A 22,137-nucleotide genomic window follows, 5' to 3' on the forward strand; every position below is an offset into this window, starting at 1 on the left:
ACCGAAAGCTCAGACCTCATGGCTTTTGAGACGATCATCGTCGAAATCGAAGACCACGTCGCCCTTATCAAGCTCAACAGACCCGATGCGTTGAATGCGCTGAACACTCAGCTTCTGGGTGAGCTGTGCGAGGCGCTCGAGGACGCGGATACCAATGACAAGGTGCGCTGCATCGTCATCACCGGATCGGAAAAGGCATTCGCCGCGGGCGCGGACATCAAGGAGATGTCCGAGATGAGCTTTGTCGATGTCTACACCACCAACCTTTTCGCAGACGCCAACGACCGGATCACCGCGATCCGCAAGCCGATCATCGCGGCGGTCGCGGGCTATGCGCTGGGCGGCGGGTGCGAGCTGGCCATGATGTGCGATTTCATTATCGCTGCAGACACCGCCAAGTTCGGCCAGCCGGAAATCAATCTGGGCGTCATCGCCGGGATGGGCGGCAGCCAGCGCCTGACGCGGTTCGTGGGCAAGTCCAAGGCGATGGACATGAACCTGACCGGCCGGTTCATGGATGCCGAAGAGGCCGAGCGCTCGGGCCTCGTGTCGCGCGTGGTGCCGGCCAAGAAGCTGATTGAAGAGGCGACCGGCGCGGCCCAGAAGATTGCCGAGAAATCGCTGCTGACCGCGATGGCCGCGAAAGAGGCGGTCAACCGTAGCTACGAGGTGCCGCTGAGCGAGGGCATGCTGTTCGAGCGGCGCGTGTTCCACTCGATGTTCGCCACCGAGGATCAGAAAGAGGGAATGGCCGCATTCCTTGAAAAGCGCGCGGCCCAGTTCCGCGACAAATAGGTGGCGCCGACAGGACCGTTGGATCAGGCGGGCGCTGCCCGCCTTTTTTCCGGCGGGCAACAAGGCCGAGAATCGGCTTGGCAAAGACTGAAAACTTGGCTATTGACCGCGACCATACATGCGCGTGCGGCCCGCTTGGCCCGATTCACACTCGTGATTTCTGATCCGGTGCGGGGATATACGTGACGTGCAACCCTAGACAAACGTACCGAACAAAGGTCAGAGACACATGGCAAACTCGCCCCAGGCAAAGAAGCGCGCTCGTCAGAACGAGAAGCGTTATGCAATCAACAAAGCACGTCGTTCGCGCATCCGCACCTTCCTGCGCAAGGTCGAAGAAGCAATCGCATCCGGCGACAAGGAAGCCGCAACCGCAGCCCTGCGCGCGGCCCAGCCCGAACTGATGCGCGGCGTCACCAAAGGCGTGTTCCACAAGAACACTGCAGCCCGCAAAATGTCGCGCCTGTCGGCACGGGTCAAAGCGCTGGGCTAACTTTACGTCAACAATCGTTGACGATTTACGAACAAAAAGGCGTCGCCCCGTGCGGCGCCTTTTGCGTTGTTGCCAGAATGCCGCGCCTTCACAAAACCGAGAGATTCTTTCGCCCGAAGACCCGAGTCAATATCAGAGTTTCGTTGCCCGGCCCCTCTGCCTCTTGCTACGACATATTCAGCGATTCACTCGCTTGGGGGGACAGGCTGTTTCCGCGATCTGACCGACGGGCATCGGAAGGGTTCGGGGACGAATGTCGGCGACCGGTTCTGCCGGGTTCGTCGATCTGCTCGGGATCTCGGGTCTGCCGGTGATCTTGGCCCTGTCAATAAATTGCAATCTGTGGCGCGCTCTGCCGGCCCAGCATCCGTGGATTCGGATGTGCCAGAACAGAGCGTTGGCGGAAAGCACGTTTCTGACGCCAGACCGACCGGTTTTGGCGAACAGGAAGCTGTTGTCGAGTGAACGCGAAAGAACCGGGAGACCGGTTACAAAAAAAAGGCCGGCTGGCCAATAAAGATGGGATGCGTGAGGCGCTGGATGACACAAGAAAAATGGGGACAACTGCGTAATAAATTGCTCAAGGCTGTGGGCCGGAACAATTTTACGACCTGGATCGAACCTCTGGAATTTCAGGAATTGAAAGGTGGCGTGGCCGTATTTTCAGTTCCGACCAACTTCATGGGCAACTACGTCAGCCAGAATTTCGCTGACCTCATCCTGTACGAACTGAACACGGCCGGAGAATCGGTCCAGCGCCTGGCGTTCCGCGTGGCCGCGAATTCGCCCGCACGCCCCGCAGCCCCCGCCGTGGAAGACAAGCCCCAGCCTGCCGAAATCGACATGCCGGTTGAAGCGTCGGTCGCGAATGATGCGCTCGAGTCGTTGCAGGCCGCACCGCTGGACACGCGCTTTACCTTCGACAGCTTCGTCGTCGGCAAGCCCAACGAACTGGCCCATGCCGCCGCGCGCCGTGTTTCGGAAGGCGGCCCCGTCACCTTCAACCCGCTGGTTCTGTATGGCGGCGTCGGACTGGGCAAGACGCACCTGATGCACGCCATCGCGTGGGAATTGAAGACCAAACGCCCCGAGCTAAACGTGCTGTACCTGTCGGCTGAACAGTTCATGTACCGTTTCGTACAGGCACTGCGCGAACGCCGAATGATGGATTTCAAACACCTGTTCCGCTCGGTCGACGTGCTGATGGTCGATGACGTGCAGTTCATCGCTGGCAAGGATTCGACGCAGGAGGAATTCTTCCACACCTTCAACGCGCTGGTGGATCAGAACAAGCAGATCATCATCTCGGCCGACCGCGCGCCGGGTGAGATCAAGGACCTGGAAGAGCGGGTCAAGTCGCGCCTGCAATGCGGCCTGGTGGTTGACCTGCATCCCACCGATTACGAATTGCGCCTGGGCATTCTGCAGACCAAGGTCCAGCAACACACCAAAACCTATCCCGATCTGAAAATCGCCGATGGCGTTCTGGAATTCCTGGCCCATCGCATCTCGACCAACGTGCGCGTTCTGGAAGGGGCACTGACCCGGCTGTTCGCCTTTGCCTCGCTGGTCGGTCGCGAGATCGACATGGAGCTTACGCAGGACTGTCTGGCCGACGTGCTGCGCGCCTCCGAGCGCAAGATCACCGTCGAAGAGATCCAGCGCAAGGTTTCCGACTATTACAACATTCGCCTGTCCGACATCATCGGGCCGAAACGCCTGCGGTCCTATGCCCGGCCGCGTCAGGTGGCGATGTATCTGTGCAAGCAGCTGACCAGCCGGTCGCTGCCCGAGATTGGCCGCCGCTTTGGCGGGCGCGACCACACCACCGTCATGCACGGCGTCAAACGCATCGAAGAGCTGAAGCTGACCGACGGTCAGATCGCCGAAGATGTCGAGATGCTGCGCCGCGCGCTCGAAGCCTGAGCCCCTGCAATTCGGCAAACCGCCCCGGCCCTGCGCGGGGGCGGTTTTTCTGTGCGCATTTTTCCACGATTTCCCCGGAACTGCAGTGCAGGGCTGCGCGGGACCTTGACGGTTTGCACGTTCCGACACAGAAAACGGTAAAAAATCCTTGTGCCTCAGGGCTGAACCGCTAACTTGCCAGTCCCGCCCATGTAAGCACTCAAATCAGAGGAATTGAGGGTATGAAGATCAGCATCGAACGCGGCACGCTGCTCAAGGCCGTTTCGCAGGCCCAATCCGTTGTGGAGCGCCGCAACACGATTCCAATCCTGGCCAACGTGCTGATCGAGGCCGAGGGCGATCAGGTTCTGTTCCGCGCGACCGATCTGGATATCGAGGTGGTCGACAAGGCCCCCGCGCAGGTCGAAAGGGCGGGCGCAACCACGGTTGCGGCAACGACCCTGCACGAGATCGTGCGCAAGCTGCCCGATGGCGCGCTGGTCACGCTGACCGCCGACAGCGCGGCTGGCCGACTGACGGTCGAGGCGGGGCGGTCGAACTTCTCGCTGGCGACCCTGCCGAAAGAGGATTTCCCGGTGATGGCGTCCTCGGAGTACCAGTCGAATTTCACCGCTTCGGCGGCCCTGCTGCGGCGGCTGTTCGACAAGTCGAAATTCGCCATCTCGACCGAAGAGACGCGGTATTACCTGAACGGTGTCTACATGCATGTGGCCGATGGCCCCGAAGGCGGAAAGGTTCTGCGTTGCGTGGCCACCGACGGCCACCGCCTGGCCCGGATTGACGCCGATCTTCCGGCGGGGGCCGAGGACATGCCGGGCGTGATCGTTCCGCGCAAAACGGTGGGTGAGCTGCGCAAGCTTTTGGAAGATGACGACATGGATATTGCGGTGTCGGTCAGCGAAACCAAGGTGCGCTTTGCCACGCCCGACATCACGCTGACCTCGAAGGTGATCGATGGAACCTTCCCCGACTACACCCGCGTGATTCCGCAGAACAACACCCGCAAGCTGGAAGTGGACGCGGCAGAATTTGCCCAGGCCGTCGACCGGGTGGCCACCGTATCGTCCGAGCGGTCCCGTGCGGTCAAATTGCAGCTGGAAAACGACAAGCTGGTCCTGTCGGTGAATGCGCCGGACAGCGGCGCGGCCGAGGAAGAACTGGCCGTGGCCTATGGCGACGAACGGTTGGAAATCGGGTTCAACGCCAAATACCTGCTGGAAATCGCAAGCCAGGTGGACCGCGAGAACGCGGTGTTCCTGTTCAACTCGGCGGGCGACCCGACCCTGATGCGCGAAGGCAATGACCAGAGCGCGGTCTATGTCGTGATGCCGATGCGCGTCTGATCGCGCGGGCGCGGGGTGCGTCCGGAGCGCGTGTTTGTGCAAGGATGAAGGGAGGGGTCATGGCTTTGGCCCTGACCGAATTGACGGTCTCGCATTTTCGGTCGCACAAGCTGGCGCGATTGGCGCTGGACGGGCGGCCGGTGGCTCTGTACGGGCCGAACGGGGCCGGCAAGACCAATATCCTCGAAGCAGTATCCCTGTTTTCGCCCGGCCGCGGCATGCGCCGGGCCAGTGCCGCCGAGATGACGCGCCGACCCGAGGCGCTGGGCTGGAAGCTGAGCGGTCTGCTGGACGTTCAGGGCCGCCGGTCCGAGATCGAAACCTGGTCGGAGGGAGGTGCGGCGCGGCAGGTTCGGATCGACGGAAAGGCAGCCAGCCAGATCGATCTGGGCAAGCTGTCGCGGGTCGTCTGGCTGATGCCCGCGATGGACCGGCTTTGGATCGAAGGCGCCGAAGGCCGACGGCGCTTTCTGGACCGGGTGACGCTGAGTTTCGACCCAAGCCATGCCGAGGCGGCGTTGACCTATGAAAAGGCCATGCGCGAACGGAACCGCCTGCTGAAAGAGCAGGTGCGTGACGCGCATTGGTACGCGGCGCTCGAGGCACAGATGGCCGAAACCGGGCATCGCATCCACGCTGCGCGGCTCAAGGCTCTGGCGCAGTTGCGCTCGGCGCAGGAACAGGCCGAGACCGCCTTTCCCTCGGCGGAACTGGAACTTGTTCAGTCCGAAGGGGACATGCCCGAAAGCGCGCAGGATCTGTTGGAGGCGTTGGCCGAAAGCCGGTTCCGCGACCTGTCGGCGGGGCGCACATTGGTGGGGCCGCACCGGTCAGATCTGCATGGGGTCTATGCGGCCAAAGGCGTTGCGGCCAGTGAGTGTTCGACCGGAGAGCAGAAGGCGCTTCTGGTGTCGCTGATTCTGTCCAATGCGCGGGCGCTGGCCGCGCAGGTCGGGGCGCCGCCGATCCTGTTGCTGGACGAGGTGGCGGCCCATCTGGACGCAGACCGCCGGGCGGCGCTGTATGATGAAATCTGCGCGCTGGGGGCGCAGGCCTGGATGACCGGAACAGGCCCCGAGCTGTTTACCGAACTGGGCGATCGGGCGCAGTCTTTCGTGGTCAATGACGCGGGTGACGGCTCGACCGTCACCCCCGCCTGACCGGATCAGGCCGGCTCGCCGACCTTGCGTTCCCACAGGAACGGACGCATCACTTCGTCCACCGGTGTCCGGGCCATGTGGTTGACGTAGTTCGACATGGTTTTCTGCGCCAGTCCCAGGATCACGTCCAGAACAGCGCGGTGCGAATAACCCGCATCGAAGAACGCCTGCAACTGCGCGTCGGTCACGTTGCCGCGTTGGTTCATCACCTGAAGCGTGAACGTCCGCAGCGCCTCGAGCTTGGGCGAGGGCAGCGGGGTTTCATTGCGCAGCGCTTCGGTGATCTCGTCCGACACCTTCATCATCTTGGCGATGCCGGTATGGGCCGGAACGCAATAGTGGCACTCGTTCTCCACGTTGATGGTCTGCCAGACGACGGTTTTCTCGTCATTGTCGAAATCGGTCTGCAGGAACAAGTGGTGCAGAACCTGATAGGCCTCAAGGTGCTGAGGGCTTTCGGCCATGACCTTGTGCAGGCCCGGCAGGCGGCCAAACGCGGCCTGCGATTTCTCGAGCAGGGGTTTTGAGCCTTCGGGGGCGGTGTTCAGGTCATGCGAGGGGAATTCGGCCATTTCGGGTCTCCTTTTCTGGCGGCTGAGTCCGAAATAGGCTTTATTGAGCGATCACTCAAGTATATATTTGAGTAATCGTTCAAAAATTGGTGATCACATGCCCCGCAAACCTGCCTATGACCGTGACGCGCTGATCGCGCAGGCCCGAGACCTGTTCTGGCGTCAGGGCTGGGCGGGCACATCCCTGAAGGATCTCGAGCGTGCGTTGAAGTTGAAGCCAGGCAGCTTTTACGCCGCCTTCGGGTCAAAGGATGCCTTGTATGCCCTGACGCTGGAGCGCTATGCGGATGAAGGTATTGCCCGGCTTGACGCCCTGGCCCGGGAGCTAGGGCCGCTGGGTGCGCTCAAAACCCAGCCGCTTTTGGTCGTCGAGGCCGCGAATGCGCCCGCAAAGGCCTGCATGCTGGCCAAGACCTATGCCGAGTTGAGCGCAAAGGACCACGATCTGGCGAAACTGGCCGCAACCCATCTGTCGCGAATGAAAGCCTGTTTCGTCGATCTGTTCCGGCAGGCGCAGGCGGAAGGGCAGATCGGAGCCGACCATGATCCCGAACGGCTGGCGGCGCGCTATCAATCCGACCTTTTGGGCCTGCGCCTTTCGGCCGAGCGCGGCGATGTCGATGCCCGCCAAATCGCCGCTGACATCGCCGCCGATCTGGATCGGTTGTGACCGTCTGAGGTCGGCAAATCAGCTTGGTCCGCGCCCGAAAGAACCGGCACAAAATCTGGGGGGATGACGTGACATTCCCCACCAGAGAACGTATAAGTTACCAAAATAATATAGGTACTGACGGCATGTCCGAAGACGCACAGGCAAATCAGGAATACGGCGCGGAATCTATCAAGGTTCTCAAGGGGTTGGAGGCTGTCCGCAAACGCCCCGGGATGTATATCGGCGACACCGACGACGGCTCGGGCCTGCACCACATGGTGTACGAGGTCGTGGACAACGGCATCGACGAGGCTCTGGCCGGTCACGCCGACCATGTGACGGTCAAGATTCACGCCGATTCCAGCGTCTCGGTCAGCGATAATGGCCGCGGGATTCCGGTGGACATCCACCCCGAAGAAGGCGTCTCGGCGGCCGAGGTCATCATGACCCAGCTGCACGCCGGCGGGAAATTCGACTCGAACTCCTACAAGGTGTCGGGCGGCCTGCACGGCGTGGGCGTGTCGGTGGTAAACGCCCTGTCCGACTGGCTGGAGTTGCGCATCTGGCGCAACGGCAAGGAACATTTCGCCCGGTTCGAACGCGGCGAGACCGCCGAGCACCTGAAGGTGGTTGGCGAATGTGGCGACCGGACCGGAACCGAGGTGCGGTTCCTGGCCTCGACCGACACGTTCTCGAACCTCGACTATTCCTTCGAGACGCTGGAAAAGCGACTGCGCGAGTTGGCCTTCCTGAATTCGGGCGTGCGGATCATTTTGATCGACGAGCGCCCGGCCGAGCGGCTGGAGACCGAGCTGTTCTACGAGGGTGGCGTCAAGGAGTTCGTGAAGTATCTCGACCGCTCGAAGACGCCGATGATGCCCGAGCCCATCTATATCACGGGCGAGCGCGACGAGATCGGCGTCGAGATCGCGATGTGGTGGAACGACAGCTATCACGAGACGGTCCTGCCCTTCACCAACAACATCCCGCAGCGGGATGGCGGCACCCATGTGGCCGGTTTCCGCGCCGCCCTGACGCGCACGATCAACAACTATGCCCAATCCAGCGGGATCGCGAAGAAAGAAAAGGTCAACTTTACCGGCGATGACGCGCGCGAAGGTCTGACCTGCGTGCTGTCGGTCAAGGTGCCCGACCCGAAATTCTCGAGCCAGACCAAGGACAAGCTGGTCAGCTCCGAGGTGCGCCCTGCGGTCGAAGGGCTGATGAACGAGAAACTGGCCGAGTGGTTCGAGGAAAACCCCAACGAGGCCAAGACCATCGTCAGCAAGATCATCGAGGCCGCGCTGGCGCGCGAGGCCGCCCGCAAGGCGCGCGAACTGACACGCCGCAAGACGGCGATGGACGTGAACTATCTGGCCGGCAAGCTCAAGGATTGTTCCGAGAAGGATCCGTCCAAGACCGAACTGTTCCTGGTCGAGGGCGACTCGGCCGGTGGTTCGGCCCAGACCGGCCGCGATCGTCTGACGCAGGCGGTTCTGCCCCTGCGCGGCAAGATCCTGAACGTGGAGCGCGCGCGCTTCGACCGGATGCTGTCCAGCCAAGAGATCGGCAACCTGGTGATGGCGCTGGGCACCGGGATCGGGCGGGACGAATTCGACATTTCGAAGCTGCGCTACCACAAGATCGTCATCATGACCGATGCCGACGTTGACGGCGCGCATATCCGCACCCTGCTTTTGACCTTCTTCTATCGGCAGATGCCCGAGTTGATCGAAGGCGGCTATCTCTATATTGCGCAGCCGCCGCTCTACAAGGTTTCGCGTGGCAAGTCCGAGGTCTACCTGAAGGATCAGGCCGCTCTGGACGACTATCTGATCAACCAGGGGATCGAGGGCGCGGTGCTCAGGCTGGGGTCGGGCGAAGAAATCGTGGGGCAGGATCTGGCCCGCGTGGTCGACGAGGCCCGGCAACTCAAACGCGTGCTGGATGCATTCCCGACGCACTACCCGCGGCATATCCTGGAACAGGCCGCGGTTGCGGGAGCCTTCGTACCGGGCGCGGTGGATGCCGACCTTCAGGGCGTGGCCGACAAGGTCGCCGCGCGGCTGGATCTGATCGCGCTGGAATACGAGCGCGGCTGGCAGGGCCGGATCACGCAGGATCACGGGATCCGCCTGGCCCGCATCCTGCGCGGCGTCGAGGAAGTGCGGACGCTGGATGGCCCGATGCTGCGATCCGGCGAGGCGCGCAAGACCGGCAGCTTCACCCAGAGCCTGCAAGAGGTCTATAGCCTGCCTGCAACGTTGGTCCGACGGGATCGGGTACAGGTGATCCACGGCCCGCTGGACCTGTTGCGCGCGATCCTGGAAGAGGGTGAAAAGGGTCTGTCGCTGCAGCGGTACAAGGGCTTGGGTGAGATGAATCCCGATCAGCTTTGGGAAACCACGCTGGACCCCGACGCGCGGACGCTGTTGCAGGTGCGTGTCGATGACATGGTCGAGGCAGATGATTTGTTCACCAAGCTGATGGGCGACGTTGTTGAGCCGCGCCGCGAGTTCATCCAGAAAAACGCGCTGAGCGTCGAGAACCTGGATTTCTGAGGTGATGTATGGCCGCCCATAAGCTTGCGCTCGCCGCATAAGCTTGCGCGATTTGCTCAAAAGTCTGCGCGTGGCGTCGTACTCGAGCGCCATGCCAGTTCTTTGGGAGATTTCTGGAAGCCGACACTCATCCCCCGCGAGGGTTTGTAGATCCCACGCATCATGGTGCGCCGTGGCTATCGTGCGCCAGGAACTTCTGGATCGCGGTAGCCGCTCCGAAGCCCGTCGGCGGCCGCTTCCCCTCACATCGCTTGCGATATTTGCCGGGACAGTTCGGCCAGCGCTCGGCCCAACGCATTGGCAGTGGCCGGCGCGCCTGATCCGACAATCGGCGTCACGATATCGAAATGCCGCACGAACTCGCGAACGGTTCCTTCAGGTGATGAGACCGCGTATTGGCCCGACAATTCGAAATTGCCGTCGGCGCGGGCATAGGCCTGATCGACACGCACATCCAGCCGGACATCCGGACCGGTATTCAGCGGCCAGGGCTCGGCCGCGACCGCTGCGCCAGTTCGTTCGCTCAGGCCGCGTGCCAGGGCCGAGGTCATGCCACGCGCCGGATCATCGGCCCATTGCGCCCGATCTTGCGTGAACAGTGCCCCACCTTCGCCTTGCGCCACGATATCCGATCCTGCGGCGTAGGCCGGCAGCGAGACCTGCCTCACCTCGATCGTGCGTGACCGCAGGTTGGCGGTGCGCTCCCCAGGAGGTGCCGCAATCAAGTAGCGCGGATCGTTTGCGCCTGAACAGGCCGACAAAAGGGCAATCGGCAAAAGCAGTATCGCAGCTTTTTTCATGTCATTTTCCAAAAACCAGGGAATTCGGGTTCCGTTCGATCTTGCGGGCCAGCAAAGACACCGCCTGCGCGGCGGCCTTGACCTCGCGCAGAACGCTCAGCGCCTCGGTGTTGAACGTCGAGTTGTCCCCGTAAGCGGCCAGCAGGGCTTCGGACTGGGCAAGCAGGCGCTCCAGCCGGGCGGTTAGGGACGGCAGATCCTCGGTCGCCGCCGAAACGGCTTCGGCGGCGCTGCGGGCCGAGGCCATCGTGGCGTTGGCGTTGTCCACCAGTTCGCCCTCGCGCAGGCTGGTCAGGGTCGCCCGCACCTCGTCGAGCGCCTCAACCATCGCCCCGGGGAGCGCACGGGCGTCATCGGTTCCGATCAAAGCGTCGGCACTGGACATCAACTGATTGGCGGCCCGGATCAACTCTTCGGCTTCCAGCGCGTTGGCCTTGGCAGCGAGCGTGCGGAATTCATCGACCAGGGCGGGCAGTTCTTCCGAGGTCGCGGCCAGATTCGCCGTGATCTTGCTGCCCTGTTCCAGCGCAGAGGCCAGATTGGCGACCGCCTGACCCCGCTCCAGTTCGGCCATTATGGACCGCAGGTCGGCAATCGCCGCCCGCAGCTCGGCCGGCAAGGCCTGCGTCTCTGGATCCGACACGAGCGCGCGGGTGTCCTGCAACAGCGCCACCGCCGCCTGTGGGGCCTGGCGGATGTTTTCATCCGAAACCAGCGCCTCGATGCCGGCCAAGGTGTCGACGGCCTGTGAAATCAACTCCTCGATCGGCAGGTTGCTGATCCGCTCCAACGCCCCTTCTGCGGTGGCCGTGAAATCCGGCAAATCCGACGGGGCGCTTGGCAGCAGCGGGAACGGCTCGGCATCGCGCTGGAATTCCGCCGGGTCAGCATCCTCCAGCGTCGCCAGTTCGACGAACAACTCGGAACTGAACAACCCGGACGAGGCAAGACGAGCCCGCATGCCGTTGATGACGGCCTGTTCGAGAAAATCGAAAACCTCCTCTCCGCCCGCACCTTGCGGCAGTCCCATCAGCGCGGGGTCAAGCAACAGCTTCACGACCAGCCGCACCTCGGCTTCGTCGCTTTCGTTCTCGATTACGGCGTTGACACTGCCAACCTCGCCTACCGTAACCCCGCCCAGCTTGACGGCGGCGCTATTGGTCAGGCCGGCAACGGAGTCATCGAAGGCAACGGCAACCTCGACCCCGCCGGATCGCGACCGGGCGAACGCCGTGCGTCGGGCAGACGCTTCGTCGGGGTAGATGTCGAAGACCGCGCCGGAACTGACCGGCCTGCCGCCCTCGAACACCGTGTCGAATTCGATGCCGCCTGCAACCAGCGAGGCGATGCTGTCCACGTCCAGCGACAGCCCACCTGCCCCGATTGAGACCGAAAACCCGGACGAATCCCAGAACCGCGTTGCCGAGTTGATGCGGCGGTCATGCGGGGCCTCGATGAAGGCGTCGACCACGATGCTGTCGCCACTGACCGTCAGACGCGGGCGTTCCAGCCGTCCGACCTCGATCCCGCGAAACAAGACCGGGGCGCCTTCGGAGACCATGCGGCCATCCTCGGTGCGCAGCGTGATCCGCCGGCCGGCCCGACCGGGATGGGCCAGGGGTGGGCTGTCCGCACCTTCGAACCGGGTGCGCGCCTTGCCGGTGGTCTGATCCCAGGCGCCTTCGATGTAAACGCCAGACAAGACGGTGCTGAGGCCGGACACGCCGCGCGCGCTGACCTCGGGGCGCACGACCCAAAAGGTCGCGTCCTCGTCAAGGTAGGGTGCAATCTCCTTGTCGATGCGGGCCCAGACGGACACGCGTGACAGGTCATCGGCAAATCCCACATCCTCGACCTTGCCGATCACCACGTCCCGATAGCGGACGGTTGTGTCATCCGGGGTGATCCCCGAGGCGTTTTCGAAAGTGATCTCGATCAGAATGCCGCGATCGGCATAGGATTTCCACGCCACGCCCAGCGAAACCAGCAAGGCCACCAGCGGCACAAGCCAGATCGGCGACAGGTTGCGCCACATCGACGGGCGCGGTTCCGCAACATCTAGATCGGCAGGTTCAGGGGGGGTCATTCAGCGCTCCGGCTGTTGGCGGCCCAAATTAGCCGCGGATCAAAACTCTGGGCCGCCAGCATGGTAAAAGCAACCGACAATGCGAAACTTACCGCGGCAATACCGGGGCTGATGCTGGCTGCAAAGTCAAGCTGGACCAGCGCGGTCAGGATCGCCACGACAAACACGTCGATCATCGACCAGCGGCCGATGAACTCGACAATCTCGAACAGAACCAGCCGGCTGTGGCTGTCCAGAGTCGACGGGCGGCGCACCGAAATCGCCAGATATCCGATGGCCACGAATTTTGCGATCGGGATGAAGATGCTGGCGAAAAACACGATGAAACCGACCCCGAAAGCGCCATGGGCAAACAGTTCGACAATGCCGCCGATCAGCGTGCTTTCCGAACTGTGCCCCAGCGTGGTCGTGCGCAGCATCGGGTAGACATTGGCCGGGACATAGGCAATCAGCCCGGCAGCCAGCCAGGCCCAAACGGCTTGCAAGCTGGCCGGATCCGGCGGCGCAATCGCGCTGCCGCACAGGGTGCAAACCCCGGAGCCCCCGGGATTGACGGCCCCGCACATCCGGCAGCCTATGAACCCTGCGCGGCTGGCGGTCAGGAATCGCTGCGCGTTTTCAGTGTTTTCCATACCGTCATCCTGCAGATTGCGCTGTCGGTCATCACCGTGACCACCAGCAGCGCCGCAAAGGACCAAAACGCCGGCCCCAAATCGACCCGGGCCAGGCCCGACACTTTGACCAGCGCAACCGCCACCCCGATTATGAAGATCTCGGCCATGGCCCAGGGCTTGATCCATTCCGCCCAGCGATAGACTTCCACCGCGTGTTTGGCGGGACGCCACCCCAAGGCCATCGGCGCCAGCGTGTAGATCAGCGCACAGAACCGCGCCGCCGGCAGCAACACGATCAGGAAGGCCGTGGCAAAAGACAAAATGGCCATCGGCCCCTGCGAGAATGCCAGAACGGCATCGTACACCGACGCGCGATGCGACAGCCCCTGCGCGTTGAGTTCAAGAAACGGAAAGCCTGCCGCGGCCACAAGCAGTATCAACGCGGTCACCGACAGCATGGTGACACGTGTCATCGCACCCGATTTGGGCGCGGCCAGCACCGAGCCGCAGCACGCGCATCTGGCGATCCGGTACTTTGGCACGTCCCGGTCACGGTGCAGCACATCGCACACGGGACAGGCAATCAGGTCATCAGTGTTCATCGTTCCGTCCTGAAACGGTTGCGCCGTCATTCGGGTGGAACCGATCCGTGCAACACGTCCTTGCCCACCCGCCTGTAGTTGACAAACGAATTCGCACTCATGACCACGAAAAAGCTGTCCATATCAATCAGTACATAACCCTTCTCGAGCAATGCGCGAGACAACGCCGTCACGTCGTCCTCGTAAAGACGTCGACGCCCGCACAACTCCCGCAGCAGTTTTTGCGGAATCCGGTATCGACCCGAAGATTTTCCGCCGAATTCCCGCCCATAGAGTTCAGCTAGCTTTTCTGCGACCTGTTCCAGTTCCTGCATGCCATTTAGCCATAAATTTTTGCCTATAGACAAAAAATTATCACCAATATACATCGGGCGCAACAGGCGAGGCAACGAGACGATGACCGATTCAACAGAAACCGTTCTGGAACCCGAAGATCTGTCCCAGCGGATCAAGGCCGCGGCGGATGAAGCGCGCGCCGAAGATCTTGTTGCCTTGCTGGACCCGCTGACCAGCAGCGAGGCGCTGCGCGAGCTGTTGCAGTTGACGCCGGTGGAGCGGGATACGGTTCTGCAGATCCTACCGGTCGAACTGGCAGCCGACCTGATCGAGGAAGCCCCCAACGAGATGGCCGTCGAACTGGTCGAACGGCTGGAACCGGATCGTGCGGCCGAGATCATCGAGCAGCTGGATTCCGACATCCAGGCCGACGTGATCGGCGAACTGGAAGAAGAGGACGCCGAGGCCATCCTGTCCGAAATGGACGAGGAAGAGGCCGCCGATGTCCGTCGCCTGAGCGCCTATGACGACGACACCGCGGGCGGCCTCATGATGTCCGAGGTGTTCAAGTTCCGCGACGATCAGACCGTCGGCAACGTTCTGCGCCAGTTGGCATCGGACGATGAGGATTTCGAGCGGTATCGTGGTCAGCACCCATATATCGTCGATGCGGATGGGCGCGCGGTCGGTGTGGTCTCGCTGCGCAGCCTGCTGACGGCGAAGCGAAGCGACAAGCTGACCACGATCATGGTGCCGCCCTTGACGGTTCCTTTGGATGCACCGCTGGACCAGCTTGAGGACGTGTTTGACGAGCACCCGTTCCTGGGCGTGCCGGTCGTCGATGAAAACGGCGTCCTGGTCGGGGTGGTGTCGCGGACGGCGGTAGCCGACGCGATCCGCGAACGGTCGGAAAGCGAAAGCCTGAAGCGTCAGGGTGTGGTGGGCGACGAGCTGCGCTCGATGCCGCTGATGCTGCGGTCGCGCCGCCGTCTGGCATGGCTGACCGCGAATATCGGGCTGAACATCATCGCGGCCAGCGTGATCTCAGCCTACGAGGAAACCCTGGCGGCCGTCATCGCGCTGGCCATCTTCCTGCCGATGGTCTCGGACATGAGCGGCTGTTCCGGCAACCAGGCGGTGGGCGTCACCATGCGCGAACTCAGCCTTGGCCTGGTGCGCCCGATGGATGCATTCAGGGTCTGGGTCAAGGAGATCTCGGTCGGGGTCATCAACGGAATCGCGCTGGGTATCCTGATCGGGGTGGTCGCGTGGCTTTGGAAGGGCAACCCGGCGCTGGGGATCGTGATCGGCGTCGCGCTGGCCCTGAACACAATGCTGGCCGTGTCGATCGGCGGCGTGGTCCCGTTGCTGCTCAAGCGTCTGGGTCAGGACCCGGCTGCCGCCAGCGGGCCGCTGCTGACCACGATCACCGACATGGCCGGGTTCTTCTTCGTGCTCAGCCTGGCGACATTGCTGATGCCGTGGTTGGTGTGACACATGAAACAGAAACAGGACGGGACCATGGACAATACGACGCGGATCATAGGTTGGATGGAATACGTCGATCTACCCGACCTGCCGCTGAACAACATCAAGGCCAAGATCGACACCGGGGCGCTGACCTCGGCCCTGCACGCGATGGAGATCAAACGGTTTCTGCGCGACGGCCATCAATGGGTGTCGTTTCTGACCGAGGACACGGCTGGCGACGGCCTCGTAAAGATCGAAGCGCCCATCAAGGAAAGGAGGGACATCAAGAACACAAGCGGGGTGCCCGAGAACCGGATCGTCATCCGGACGACCATCAGGGTCGGCGATGAAACCTGGCCGCTGGACGTGTCTTTGACTGACCGCAGCAACATGAAGTTTCAAATGATCGTCGGCCGCGCGGCGCTGAAACAACATTCCATCGCCGTGCACACCAATCGCGCGCACCTGCTGCGCAAGAAACCCAGGAAACGCAGAGTAAAGGTAAGCCAATGAAAATTGCCATGCTGGCGCGCAATGCCAAACTGTATACCCACCAGCGCCTGAAGGCCGCCGCCGAAGAGCGTGGGCACGAGCTGGACATCATCGACACGCTGCGATGCTACATGAACATCGCCAGCCGCCGCCCCGAGATCTACTACAACGGGCAGAAGCTCACGGGCTATGACGCGGTGATCCCGCGGATCGGGGCCTCGGTCACGTTCTACGGCACGGCCGTGCTGCGTCAGTTCGAGATGATGGGCGTCTACCCGCTGAACGAAAGCGTGGCGATCGGACGGTCGCGGGACAAACTGCGCTCGATGCAGCTGCTGGCGCGCGACGGTATCGGCCTGCCTGTCACCACCTTCGCCCATGACCCGAAACAGACGGAAGAGGTGCTGAAGCTGGCCGGCGGCGCGCCGATCGTGATCAAGCTGCTGGAAGGCACCCAAGGCATCGGCGTAGTTCTGGCCGACACCAACCGCTCGGCGAAATCCGTGGTCGAGGCGTTTCGCGGCGCCGGCGTGAACATCATGCTGCAGGAATTCATCAAAGAGGCCGGCGGAACTGATATTCGCGCCATCGTGATCGGTGGCAAGGTGGTGGCCGCCATGAAGCGCACCGGGGCCGAGGGCGACTTCCGCTCGAACCTGCACCGAGGCGGATCGGCGCAGGTGGTCAAGCTGACACCCGAGGAACGCGCCACGGCCGTGCGCGCCGCCAAGACCATGGGTCTGAACGCCTGCGGCGTGGACATGCTGCGCGCCAATCACGGCCCGGTGGTGATGGAGGTCAACTCGTCGCCCGGTCTGGAGGGCGTTGAAAAGGCGACCGGCCTGGACATCGCCGGCAAGATGATCGAGTTCCTAGAGAAGAACGCCAAGGCCGGGGCGACCAAGACCAAAGGCAAAGGTTGATCCATGAAGACGCGGCCTCATTTCACGATCGGAAAAACCAAGGTGGCGCCGGGGTCCCGGCTCACCGTGGATCTGCCGGTCAGCGTGCTGTCGGATCACACGCCGGTCACCATGTCGGCCCATGTCGTGCATGGCCGGCATGATGGCCCGACGCTGTTCGTCAGCGGCGGCGTGCATGGCGATGAGGTGATCGGCGTCGAGATCATTCGCCGTCTGTTGCGCGCGCCCAACCTGTCCACGCTCAAGGGCACGCTGATCGCGGTACCGATCGTCAACACATTCGGGTTCATCAGCCATTCCCGCTACCTGCCCGACCGGCGTGACTTGAACCGCGTCTTTCCAGGCAGCGAACACGGATCGCTTGCGTCCCGGCTGGCGCATCTTTTCATGACCGAGATCGTGGCGCGATCCGATCTGGGGATCGACCTGCACTCGGCCGCGATCCATCGGACGAATTACCCGCAGATCCGGATCTCGCCGGACAACCCACACACCAAGGAACTGGCCGAGGTTTTCGGTGCGCCAATCGTCATGAAATCACCGTTGCGCGATGGTTCACTGCGCGCCGCCGCCAAGGACGCCGGAACGGATGTTCTGCTCTACGAGGCCGGCGAAGGCCTGCGGTTCGACGAGCTGTCGATACGGGCGGGGCTCGCGGGTATCCTGCGCGTGATGCGGCACATGAAGATGGTTCCTGTAAAAGGCATCTCAAAACCCAAGGCCAAGCCGCATTTCTGCAACTCCAGCAAATGGCTGCGCGCACCGATGGGGGGCGTCCTTCGCGTCTACAAAGCCGACGGTGAACTGGTGCGCAAGGGCGACCTGATGGGGTCGGTCTCGGACCCGTTCGGAGAGCAGGAGATGGAAATACTTGCCCCGTTCGACGGGCTGGTTGTCGGCCGGGCAGTGATGCCCGTGGTCAACGAAGGCGACGCCGTGTTCCACCTTGGCCGTGTTGAGTCAGTTGAGCAGGCCGGCGAGTCGGTAGAAGACCTCAGCGCGCAATTGGAAGACGACCCGATGTTCGATGAGGATGAAATTCTCTGACACGGACGTAACGGGGAGAACCTCAGCAAGACAATGCTTCGTTGAAACAGAAAACCTTGGTTTGAACTTACTGTAAAAACGCTTTTCCAGTTGCTAGTACCCCTTTGTATAGAGAAGGCTTTTTTCCCTGGTTTTGATAGCCATTGTCACTTCACTGCCTGGCAAGCAATGTAAAGAAAAATGTAAAGCGATTTGTATAGCAGAATTGGCCAAAGTAGAGCGGGCTACTTTGCGGAATGGCAAAAAAACACTCAAAGACAAAGGCTTGAGAAAATCTCAATGTGAGGATGGGTGGCGGAGACGAAGGGATTCGAACCCTCGAGACGGTTTCCCGCCTACTCCCTTAGCAGGGGAGCGCCTTCGACCACTCGGCCACGTCTCCGTTGGCGGGTATATCCTTGCCCGACACCCGGATACAAGGCGATTTTCCAGCAAAGATCCATTTTTTGTGAACGGTAGAAACTCGACGGGATGACTCGTGTCATCTCATTGGCTTGTTCGGGATGAGTCGCGAACAGAAACAGTTGCTGAGAGGTTGCGAGCACGATGTCTGTTTCCGCGATTGCTCCAACCAAAAGGCGGACGGAACCAGGACAAGCTGCACGCAATGGCAAAACGTTCCTCCGCAAAGTTCAACCACGTCAAACACAGGCGCGACGGATGAGGTCGATTCGGCCCAGGTTTCCCGTCTGCGACCAGTTACCAATTTGGTCGTACCTTTGGTGCGGTCGTCGACGGACCGCTGCCAGCATTTTGGCAACGGTCCGTCTCGATCAGGCCGTCAATCCGGTCTCGCCCCCTCGAATACCAACTACAAAGAATACGAAATAAAATCTTCGATACATTCGAGACCAGCGACTTGCCCGATCCGGTATACCAGTTATGCCGGGGATCAACATCCGCGACAGTGAAGCAGTTCACATTCCCGAAATTTTTCTAAATTTTGCGCCAATCGAAAAAGCCCGGCCCTGCTTGCCCAAGCAATCTGGTTGCCATGGCGCGGCCCATCTCTAACGCGTCTTCGATGGCGCCGGTCAAAGTATCGGAGATCGATTCGGAGCCGTCGGGGCGCAGGACTTCGCCGCGCAGACGCAGCTGGCCATCCGCTATCTCGGCCAAGCCGGCGATCGGCGTTTCGCAGGACCCGTCCAGGGCGGCCAGCAAGGCGCGTTCCGCCGTCAGGCGTTGGGCGGTTTCCGCGTGATGGATGGCCTCCAGCATTGCGGCGGCCCGGCTGTCGTCCGCGCGGCGTTCGATGCCGATCGTGCCTTGCGCGATGGCCGGCAGCATGTCATCCGGCGAGATCGCGGTGGCAGGCACGTCCTGCATGTTCAGGCGGCGGAGGCCGGCCATGGCCAGGAAGGTGCATTGGGCCACACCATCGGCCAGCTTCTTCAGCCGGGTCTGCACGTTGCCCCGGAATTCGACCACGTTCAGATCGGGGCGGCGGTGCAGCAATTGTGCCCGCCGCCGCAGCGACGAGGTGCCGACGACCGCGCCCTCGGGCAGGTCAAGGATCGAGCTGAGGCGAGGCGAGATGAAGGCATCGCGCACGTCCTCGCGCGGCAGGAACGTGTCTAGCACCAGCCCCTGCGGCTGTTCGACGGGCATGTCCTTGGTCGAGTGCACGGCGATGTCGATGTCCCCACCCAGCATCGCCTCTTCGATTTCCTTGGTGAACAGGCCCTTGTTTCCGATCTCTTTCAATGGGCGATCCGCGTCGATCATGGCGCGGTTGTCGCCAGTGGTCTTGATCACCACGATCTCGAATGCCTGTTCGGGCAGGTCGAAGGCATCGCACAGCCGCTGACGGGTTTCATGGGCCTGGGCCAGCGCCAGCGGCGAACCACGGGTGCCGATCTTCAGCGGCGATGCGGGGGTGGGCAGGGTCAAAGTCATGGGCACAGCTTTAGTCGCGTCACATTGCCCTGACAATGGGGGCCACGCTTGACATTTTGCCGCTGAAGGCGGACCCGTTGCGCGAACCGGAATAGTGGGGGCTGACATGGCCGAGAACAAGAAACTGCTGCGGGCGCTGGCGGGCGAGGTACTGGACACGCCGCCGATCTGGATGATGCGACAGGCCGGACGCTATCTGCCCGAATACCGCGCGACGCGGGAACAGGCGGGCGATTTCCTGTCGCTGTGCTACACCCCCGATCTGGCGGCCGAGGTGACGCTGCAGCCGATCCGCCGCTATGGGTTCGATGCCGCGATCCTTTTTGCCGACATCCTTCTGGTGCCGCAGGCGCTGGGCGCCGATCTTTGGTTCGTCACCGGTGAAGGGCCGCGCCTGTCGACGATCACGCAGCAATCGGATTTCGACGCCTTGAAACCCGTTGATACGATCCACGAAACCCTGTCGCCCGTCTATGAAACCGTGCGTATCCTGTCGCGCGAACTGCCGTCCGAGACGACGCTGATCGGCTTTGCCGGCGCCCCGTGGACCGTTGCGACCTATATGATCGCCGGGCGTGGCACCCCTGACCAGGGCCCCGCCCACGCCCTGCGTGAGGAAAACACTGCGCTGTTCGAGGCGTTGATGGACCGGATCACGGCGGCCACGATCGAATATCTTTCGGCTCAGATCGAAGCGGGGGCCGAAGTGGTCAAGATTTTCGACAGCTGGGCCGGGTCGCTGAAAGGTGAGGCTTTCACCAAATATGCGGTCGAGCCGTGCCGGATCATCACCGAGGCGCTCAAGGAACGCCACCCGGGCATTCCGGTTATCGGTTTCCCGCGTGAGGCGGGCGAGGGTTATGTCGGTTTCGCGAAGGCCACCGGCGTCGATTGCGTGGCGCTGGACAACTCGGTTGCGCCGGAATGGGCGGCCGAACAGGTGCAGGTAGATGGCTGCGTGCAAGGCAACCTGGCCTCGTCGCACATGGTCACCGGCGGGCAGGCGCTGGTGGATGAGACCCGTCGCATTGTGCGCGCCTTTTCCAAGGGGCCGCATATTTTCAACCTGGGTCACGGGATAACACCGGATGCCGACCCGGAAAACGTGCAGTTGATGATCGACACGGTGCGCAGCGGGTAGGCAGCGTGCGAGGGGGCCAGCCCCCTCTTGGCCGTTGGCCAATTCACCCCCGGGATACTTTCGGCCAGATGAAGGGTGTGTCAGGTCCTTTTGGAGCCTTGGAGTTCGATCAGGATTTCGGTCGTGTGTTGGCCGCGGGCCGGGCTGGGTTTCGGCTGCCATTGATGGGTGGAGAAGCGCGGGGCGGCGGCGGCCTGCAAGGTGCCGTCTGCCGCGCGCCAGGTTTGGCGGGCAGTATTCATCGGATGGGTTGCGGCCTCGTCGGGGCTGAGCACCGGGGCGACACAGGCGTCTGAGCCTTCAAACAGTTTGGCCCAATGGTCGCGCGGTTTGGTTGCGAAGATTTCCGCCAGATGCCGGGTCAGGTCTGGCCAGCGTGTGCTGTCGTATTGTTGCTGGAATGCTGGGTCGTGGGACAGGCCCAGGATTTCCAGGAATTGGGCATAGAATTTCGGTTCGAGACATTGGACCGAAACAAAGCCGCCATCCGCGCAGGTGTAGGTGCGGCTCCAATGCGGGCCGTCCAACAGGCTCTGGCCGCGCGTGTCGGACAGGTTGCCGGTCTGGCCCAGGCTCATCAGCAGGTTCATCATATGCGCGGACCCGTCGTAGATGGCGGCGTCGACGACCGTGCCCGTGCCGGTTGCGCGCGCGTTCAGCAGCCCGGCCAGTATGCCGGTGACCAGATACATCGCGCCGCCGCCGATGTCGCCGACCAGCGTGGCCGGGGTCATCGGTTCGGTGCCGGGTGGAGAGCCGTACCAGAGTGCCCCCGACAGGGCGATGTAGTTCAGATCATGTCCTGCGGTGTCGGAAAGCGGGCTGTCCTGGCCCCAGCCGGTCATGCGGCCATAGACCAGCGCCGGGTTCAGAGCGTGGCAGGTATCGGGCCCCAAGCCCAGCTTCTCCATCACGCCGGGCCGGAAGCCCTCGATCAACGCGTCGGCGGATGCGATCAGGCGCCGGGCGGTTTCGAGGTCGTCGGGGTCCTTGAGGTCGAGCGCGATCGAGCGTTTGCCCCGGTCCAGCACGGATCGGTCCGGCATGCCCGGTGTGACGGCACCCCCCTTGCGGTGGATGGTCACGACATCGGCCCCCAGATCCGCCAGCAGCATGGCGGCGAACGGGCCGGGGCCAAGCCCCTCGATTTCGACGACGCGGAATCCGTTGAGCATATGTATCCTCCCGGTTCGCGATGCTTTCGGCTTGGCCATGCGAATGCAAGGGCTGGGTGCCGAAAACGTGGCGTCGGGTGAAAAAACCGATGAACGGCCCGGTCTTCGGG

At 62.3% G+C, this 22,137-nt stretch carries 20 protein-coding genes and 1 tRNA gene; 12 read left to right on the forward strand and 9 right to left on the reverse strand.

Translation table 11 applies throughout. The annotated features are described in order from the left end of the window. Positions 1–18 precede the first annotated feature (18 nt). From acuK to recF, 5 genes are all read left to right on the forward strand, one after another. Entirely contained in the window at positions 19–795 is a 777-nt protein-coding gene (acuK, locus tag AC2FMN_RS09055) for an acryloyl-CoA hydratase (protein WP_073279647.1), read from the forward strand. A gap of 229 nt (positions 796–1,024) precedes the next feature. After that, positions 1,025–1,288 carry a 30S ribosomal protein S20 gene (gene rpsT / locus AC2FMN_RS09060; RefSeq protein WP_005979273.1) on the forward strand — a complete coding sequence of 88 codons (264 nt, stop codon included), beginning with the start codon at positions 1,025–1,027 and terminating at the stop codon, positions 1,286–1,288. Between the two features lie 540 nt (positions 1,289–1,828). Continuing rightward, positions 1,829–3,214, forward strand: a complete 1,386-nt coding sequence (dnaA, locus tag AC2FMN_RS09065; RefSeq protein ID WP_496687552.1) for a chromosomal replication initiator protein DnaA — start codon at positions 1,829–1,831, stop codon at positions 3,212–3,214. 221 nt (positions 3,215–3,435) lie between these two features. Then, positions 3,436–4,557 carry a DNA polymerase III subunit beta gene (dnaN, locus tag AC2FMN_RS09070; protein ID WP_496687555.1) on the forward strand — a complete coding sequence of 374 codons (1,122 nt, stop codon included), beginning with the start codon at positions 3,436–3,438 and terminating at the stop codon, positions 4,555–4,557. A gap of 59 nt (positions 4,558–4,616) precedes the next feature. Next, positions 4,617–5,717 carry a DNA replication/repair protein RecF gene (gene recF / locus AC2FMN_RS09075; protein ID WP_496687557.1) on the forward strand — a complete coding sequence of 367 codons (1,101 nt, stop codon included), beginning with the start codon at positions 4,617–4,619 and terminating at the stop codon, positions 5,715–5,717. Positions 5,718–5,722: 5 nt separating this feature from the next. Here the strand turns inward: recF and AC2FMN_RS09080 are convergent, their stop codons facing one another. Then, complete coding sequence (locus tag AC2FMN_RS09080) at positions 5,723–6,289, reverse strand: carboxymuconolactone decarboxylase family protein (protein ID WP_496687559.1); 567 nt, start codon at positions 6,287–6,289, stop codon at positions 5,723–5,725. A gap of 97 nt (positions 6,290–6,386) precedes the next feature. Between AC2FMN_RS09080 and AC2FMN_RS09085 the strand changes: the two genes are divergently transcribed. Both AC2FMN_RS09085 and gyrB read left to right on the forward strand, forming a co-directional pair. Beyond that, a complete protein-coding gene (locus AC2FMN_RS09085; protein WP_496687561.1) occupies positions 6,387–6,959 on the forward strand; it encodes a TetR/AcrR family transcriptional regulator in 573 nt (190 codons plus the stop codon). Between the two features lie 125 nt (positions 6,960–7,084). Further along, complete coding sequence (gene gyrB, locus AC2FMN_RS09090) at positions 7,085–9,502, forward strand: DNA topoisomerase (ATP-hydrolyzing) subunit B (RefSeq protein WP_496687563.1); 2,418 nt, start codon at positions 7,085–7,087, stop codon at positions 9,500–9,502. 242 nt (positions 9,503–9,744) lie between these two features. Here gyrB and AC2FMN_RS09095 read toward each other — a convergent pair whose 3' ends face one another. The 5 genes from AC2FMN_RS09095 to AC2FMN_RS09115 are packed head-to-tail and all read right to left on the reverse strand — an operon-like array spanning position 9,745 to position 13,918. Continuing rightward, complete coding sequence (locus AC2FMN_RS09095) at positions 9,745–10,302, reverse strand: PqiC family protein (protein WP_496687565.1); 558 nt, start codon at positions 10,300–10,302, stop codon at positions 9,745–9,747. Position 10,303: 1 nt separating this feature from the next. Further along, positions 10,304–12,388: an MlaD family protein gene (locus tag AC2FMN_RS09100; RefSeq protein WP_496687567.1), complete on the reverse strand. Its 2,085-nt coding sequence runs from the start codon at positions 12,386–12,388 to the stop codon at positions 10,304–10,306. Then, a complete protein-coding gene (locus AC2FMN_RS09105; protein WP_496687568.1) occupies positions 12,385–13,020 on the reverse strand; it encodes a paraquat-inducible protein A in 636 nt (211 codons plus the stop codon). The genes AC2FMN_RS09100 and AC2FMN_RS09105 overlap by 4 nt, the downstream gene beginning before the upstream one ends. Next, a complete protein-coding gene (locus tag AC2FMN_RS09110; RefSeq protein WP_496687569.1) occupies positions 12,987–13,604 on the reverse strand; it encodes a paraquat-inducible protein A in 618 nt (205 codons plus the stop codon). The genes AC2FMN_RS09105 and AC2FMN_RS09110 overlap by 34 nt, the downstream gene beginning before the upstream one ends. 26 nt (positions 13,605–13,630) lie before the next feature. After that, complete coding sequence (locus tag AC2FMN_RS09115; protein ID WP_496687571.1) at positions 13,631–13,918, reverse strand: hypothetical protein; 288 nt, start codon at positions 13,916–13,918, stop codon at positions 13,631–13,633. Between the two features lie 82 nt (positions 13,919–14,000). Here AC2FMN_RS09115 and mgtE point away from each other — a divergent pair, with 82 nt between their 5' ends. From mgtE to AC2FMN_RS09135, 4 genes are read left to right on the forward strand one after another with little or no spacing between them, the layout of a single operon-like run. Beyond that, positions 14,001–15,374, forward strand: coding sequence for a magnesium transporter (gene mgtE / locus AC2FMN_RS09120; protein ID WP_496687572.1), 1,374 nt, complete (start codon positions 14,001–14,003; stop codon positions 15,372–15,374). 3 nt (positions 15,375–15,377) lie between these two features. Next, the gene (locus AC2FMN_RS09125; RefSeq protein ID WP_496681863.1) at positions 15,378–15,863 is read left to right on the forward strand and encodes an ATP-dependent zinc protease family protein; all 486 of its coding nucleotides are present in this window, start codon (positions 15,378–15,380) and stop codon (positions 15,861–15,863) included. After that, a complete protein-coding gene (rimK, locus tag AC2FMN_RS09130; RefSeq protein WP_496681862.1) occupies positions 15,860–16,765 on the forward strand; it encodes a 30S ribosomal protein S6--L-glutamate ligase in 906 nt (301 codons plus the stop codon). The genes AC2FMN_RS09125 and rimK overlap by 4 nt, the downstream gene beginning before the upstream one ends. A gap of 3 nt (positions 16,766–16,768) precedes the next feature. Beyond that, complete coding sequence (locus tag AC2FMN_RS09135) at positions 16,769–17,812, forward strand: succinylglutamate desuccinylase/aspartoacylase family protein (protein WP_496687574.1); 1,044 nt, start codon at positions 16,769–16,771, stop codon at positions 17,810–17,812. Positions 17,813–18,104: 292 nt separating this feature from the next. Here the strand turns inward: AC2FMN_RS09135 and AC2FMN_RS09140 are convergent. Together AC2FMN_RS09140 and hemC are read right to left on the reverse strand one after the other, a co-directional pair. Continuing rightward, positions 18,105–18,194 (reverse strand) — tRNA-Ser (locus AC2FMN_RS09140). Between the two features lie 554 nt (positions 18,195–18,748). Further along, positions 18,749–19,711: a hydroxymethylbilane synthase gene (gene hemC, locus AC2FMN_RS09145; protein ID WP_496687576.1), complete on the reverse strand. Its 963-nt coding sequence runs from the start codon at positions 19,709–19,711 to the stop codon at positions 18,749–18,751. 106 nt (positions 19,712–19,817) lie between these two features. Between hemC and hemE the strand changes: the two genes are divergently transcribed. Further along, positions 19,818–20,852 (forward strand): uroporphyrinogen decarboxylase, encoded by a 1,035-nt coding sequence (hemE, locus tag AC2FMN_RS09150; protein ID WP_496687577.1) that lies wholly within the window; start codon positions 19,818–19,820, stop codon positions 20,850–20,852. A gap of 80 nt (positions 20,853–20,932) precedes the next feature. On the opposite strand, the gene AC2FMN_RS09155 is transcribed toward hemE, so the two are convergent. Continuing rightward, entirely contained in the window at positions 20,933–22,027 is a 1,095-nt protein-coding gene (locus AC2FMN_RS09155; protein WP_496687579.1) for a CaiB/BaiF CoA transferase family protein, read from the reverse strand. Between the last annotated feature and the right edge of the window lie 110 nt (positions 22,028–22,137).

The organism is Ruegeria sp. BHSC037 (genome assembly GCF_059613045.1).

Coding starts and splice junctions, on each gene's coding strand:
- acuK (WP_073279647.1), top strand. CDS start 19: ATGGCTTTTGAGACGATCATCGTCGAAATCGAAGACCACGTCGCCCTT.
- rpsT (WP_005979273.1), top strand. CDS start 1,025: ATGGCAAACTCGCCCCAGGCAAAGAAGCGCGCTCGTCAGAACGAGAAG.
- dnaA (WP_496687552.1), top strand. CDS start 1,829: ATGACACAAGAAAAATGGGGACAACTGCGTAATAAATTGCTCAAGGCT.
- dnaN (WP_496687555.1), top strand. CDS start 3,436: ATGAAGATCAGCATCGAACGCGGCACGCTGCTCAAGGCCGTTTCGCAG.
- recF (WP_496687557.1), top strand. CDS start 4,617: ATGGCTTTGGCCCTGACCGAATTGACGGTCTCGCATTTTCGGTCGCAC.
- AC2FMN_RS09080 (WP_496687559.1), bottom strand. CDS start 6,289: ATGGCCGAATTCCCCTCGCATGACCTGAACACCGCCCCCGAAGGCTCA.
- AC2FMN_RS09085 (WP_496687561.1), top strand. CDS start 6,387: ATGCCCCGCAAACCTGCCTATGACCGTGACGCGCTGATCGCGCAGGCC.
- gyrB (WP_496687563.1), top strand. CDS start 7,085: ATGTCCGAAGACGCACAGGCAAATCAGGAATACGGCGCGGAATCTATC.
- AC2FMN_RS09095 (WP_496687565.1), bottom strand. CDS start 10,302: ATGAAAAAAGCTGCGATACTGCTTTTGCCGATTGCCCTTTTGTCGGCC.
- AC2FMN_RS09100 (WP_496687567.1), bottom strand. CDS start 12,388: ATGACCCCCCCTGAACCTGCCGATCTAGATGTTGCGGAACCGCGCCCG.
- AC2FMN_RS09105 (WP_496687568.1), bottom strand. CDS start 13,020: ATGGAAAACACTGAAAACGCGCAGCGATTCCTGACCGCCAGCCGCGCA.
- AC2FMN_RS09110 (WP_496687569.1), bottom strand. CDS start 13,604: ATGAACACTGATGACCTGATTGCCTGTCCCGTGTGCGATGTGCTGCAC.
- AC2FMN_RS09115 (WP_496687571.1), bottom strand. CDS start 13,918: ATGCAGGAACTGGAACAGGTCGCAGAAAAGCTAGCTGAACTCTATGGG.
- mgtE (WP_496687572.1), top strand. CDS start 14,001: ATGACCGATTCAACAGAAACCGTTCTGGAACCCGAAGATCTGTCCCAG.
- AC2FMN_RS09125 (WP_496681863.1), top strand. CDS start 15,378: ATGAAACAGAAACAGGACGGGACCATGGACAATACGACGCGGATCATA.
- rimK (WP_496681862.1), top strand. CDS start 15,860: ATGAAAATTGCCATGCTGGCGCGCAATGCCAAACTGTATACCCACCAG.
- AC2FMN_RS09135 (WP_496687574.1), top strand. CDS start 16,769: ATGAAGACGCGGCCTCATTTCACGATCGGAAAAACCAAGGTGGCGCCG.
- hemC (WP_496687576.1), bottom strand. CDS start 19,711: ATGACTTTGACCCTGCCCACCCCCGCATCGCCGCTGAAGATCGGCACC.
- hemE (WP_496687577.1), top strand. CDS start 19,818: ATGGCCGAGAACAAGAAACTGCTGCGGGCGCTGGCGGGCGAGGTACTG.
- AC2FMN_RS09155 (WP_496687579.1), bottom strand. CDS start 22,027: ATGCTCAACGGATTCCGCGTCGTCGAAATCGAGGGGCTTGGCCCCGGC.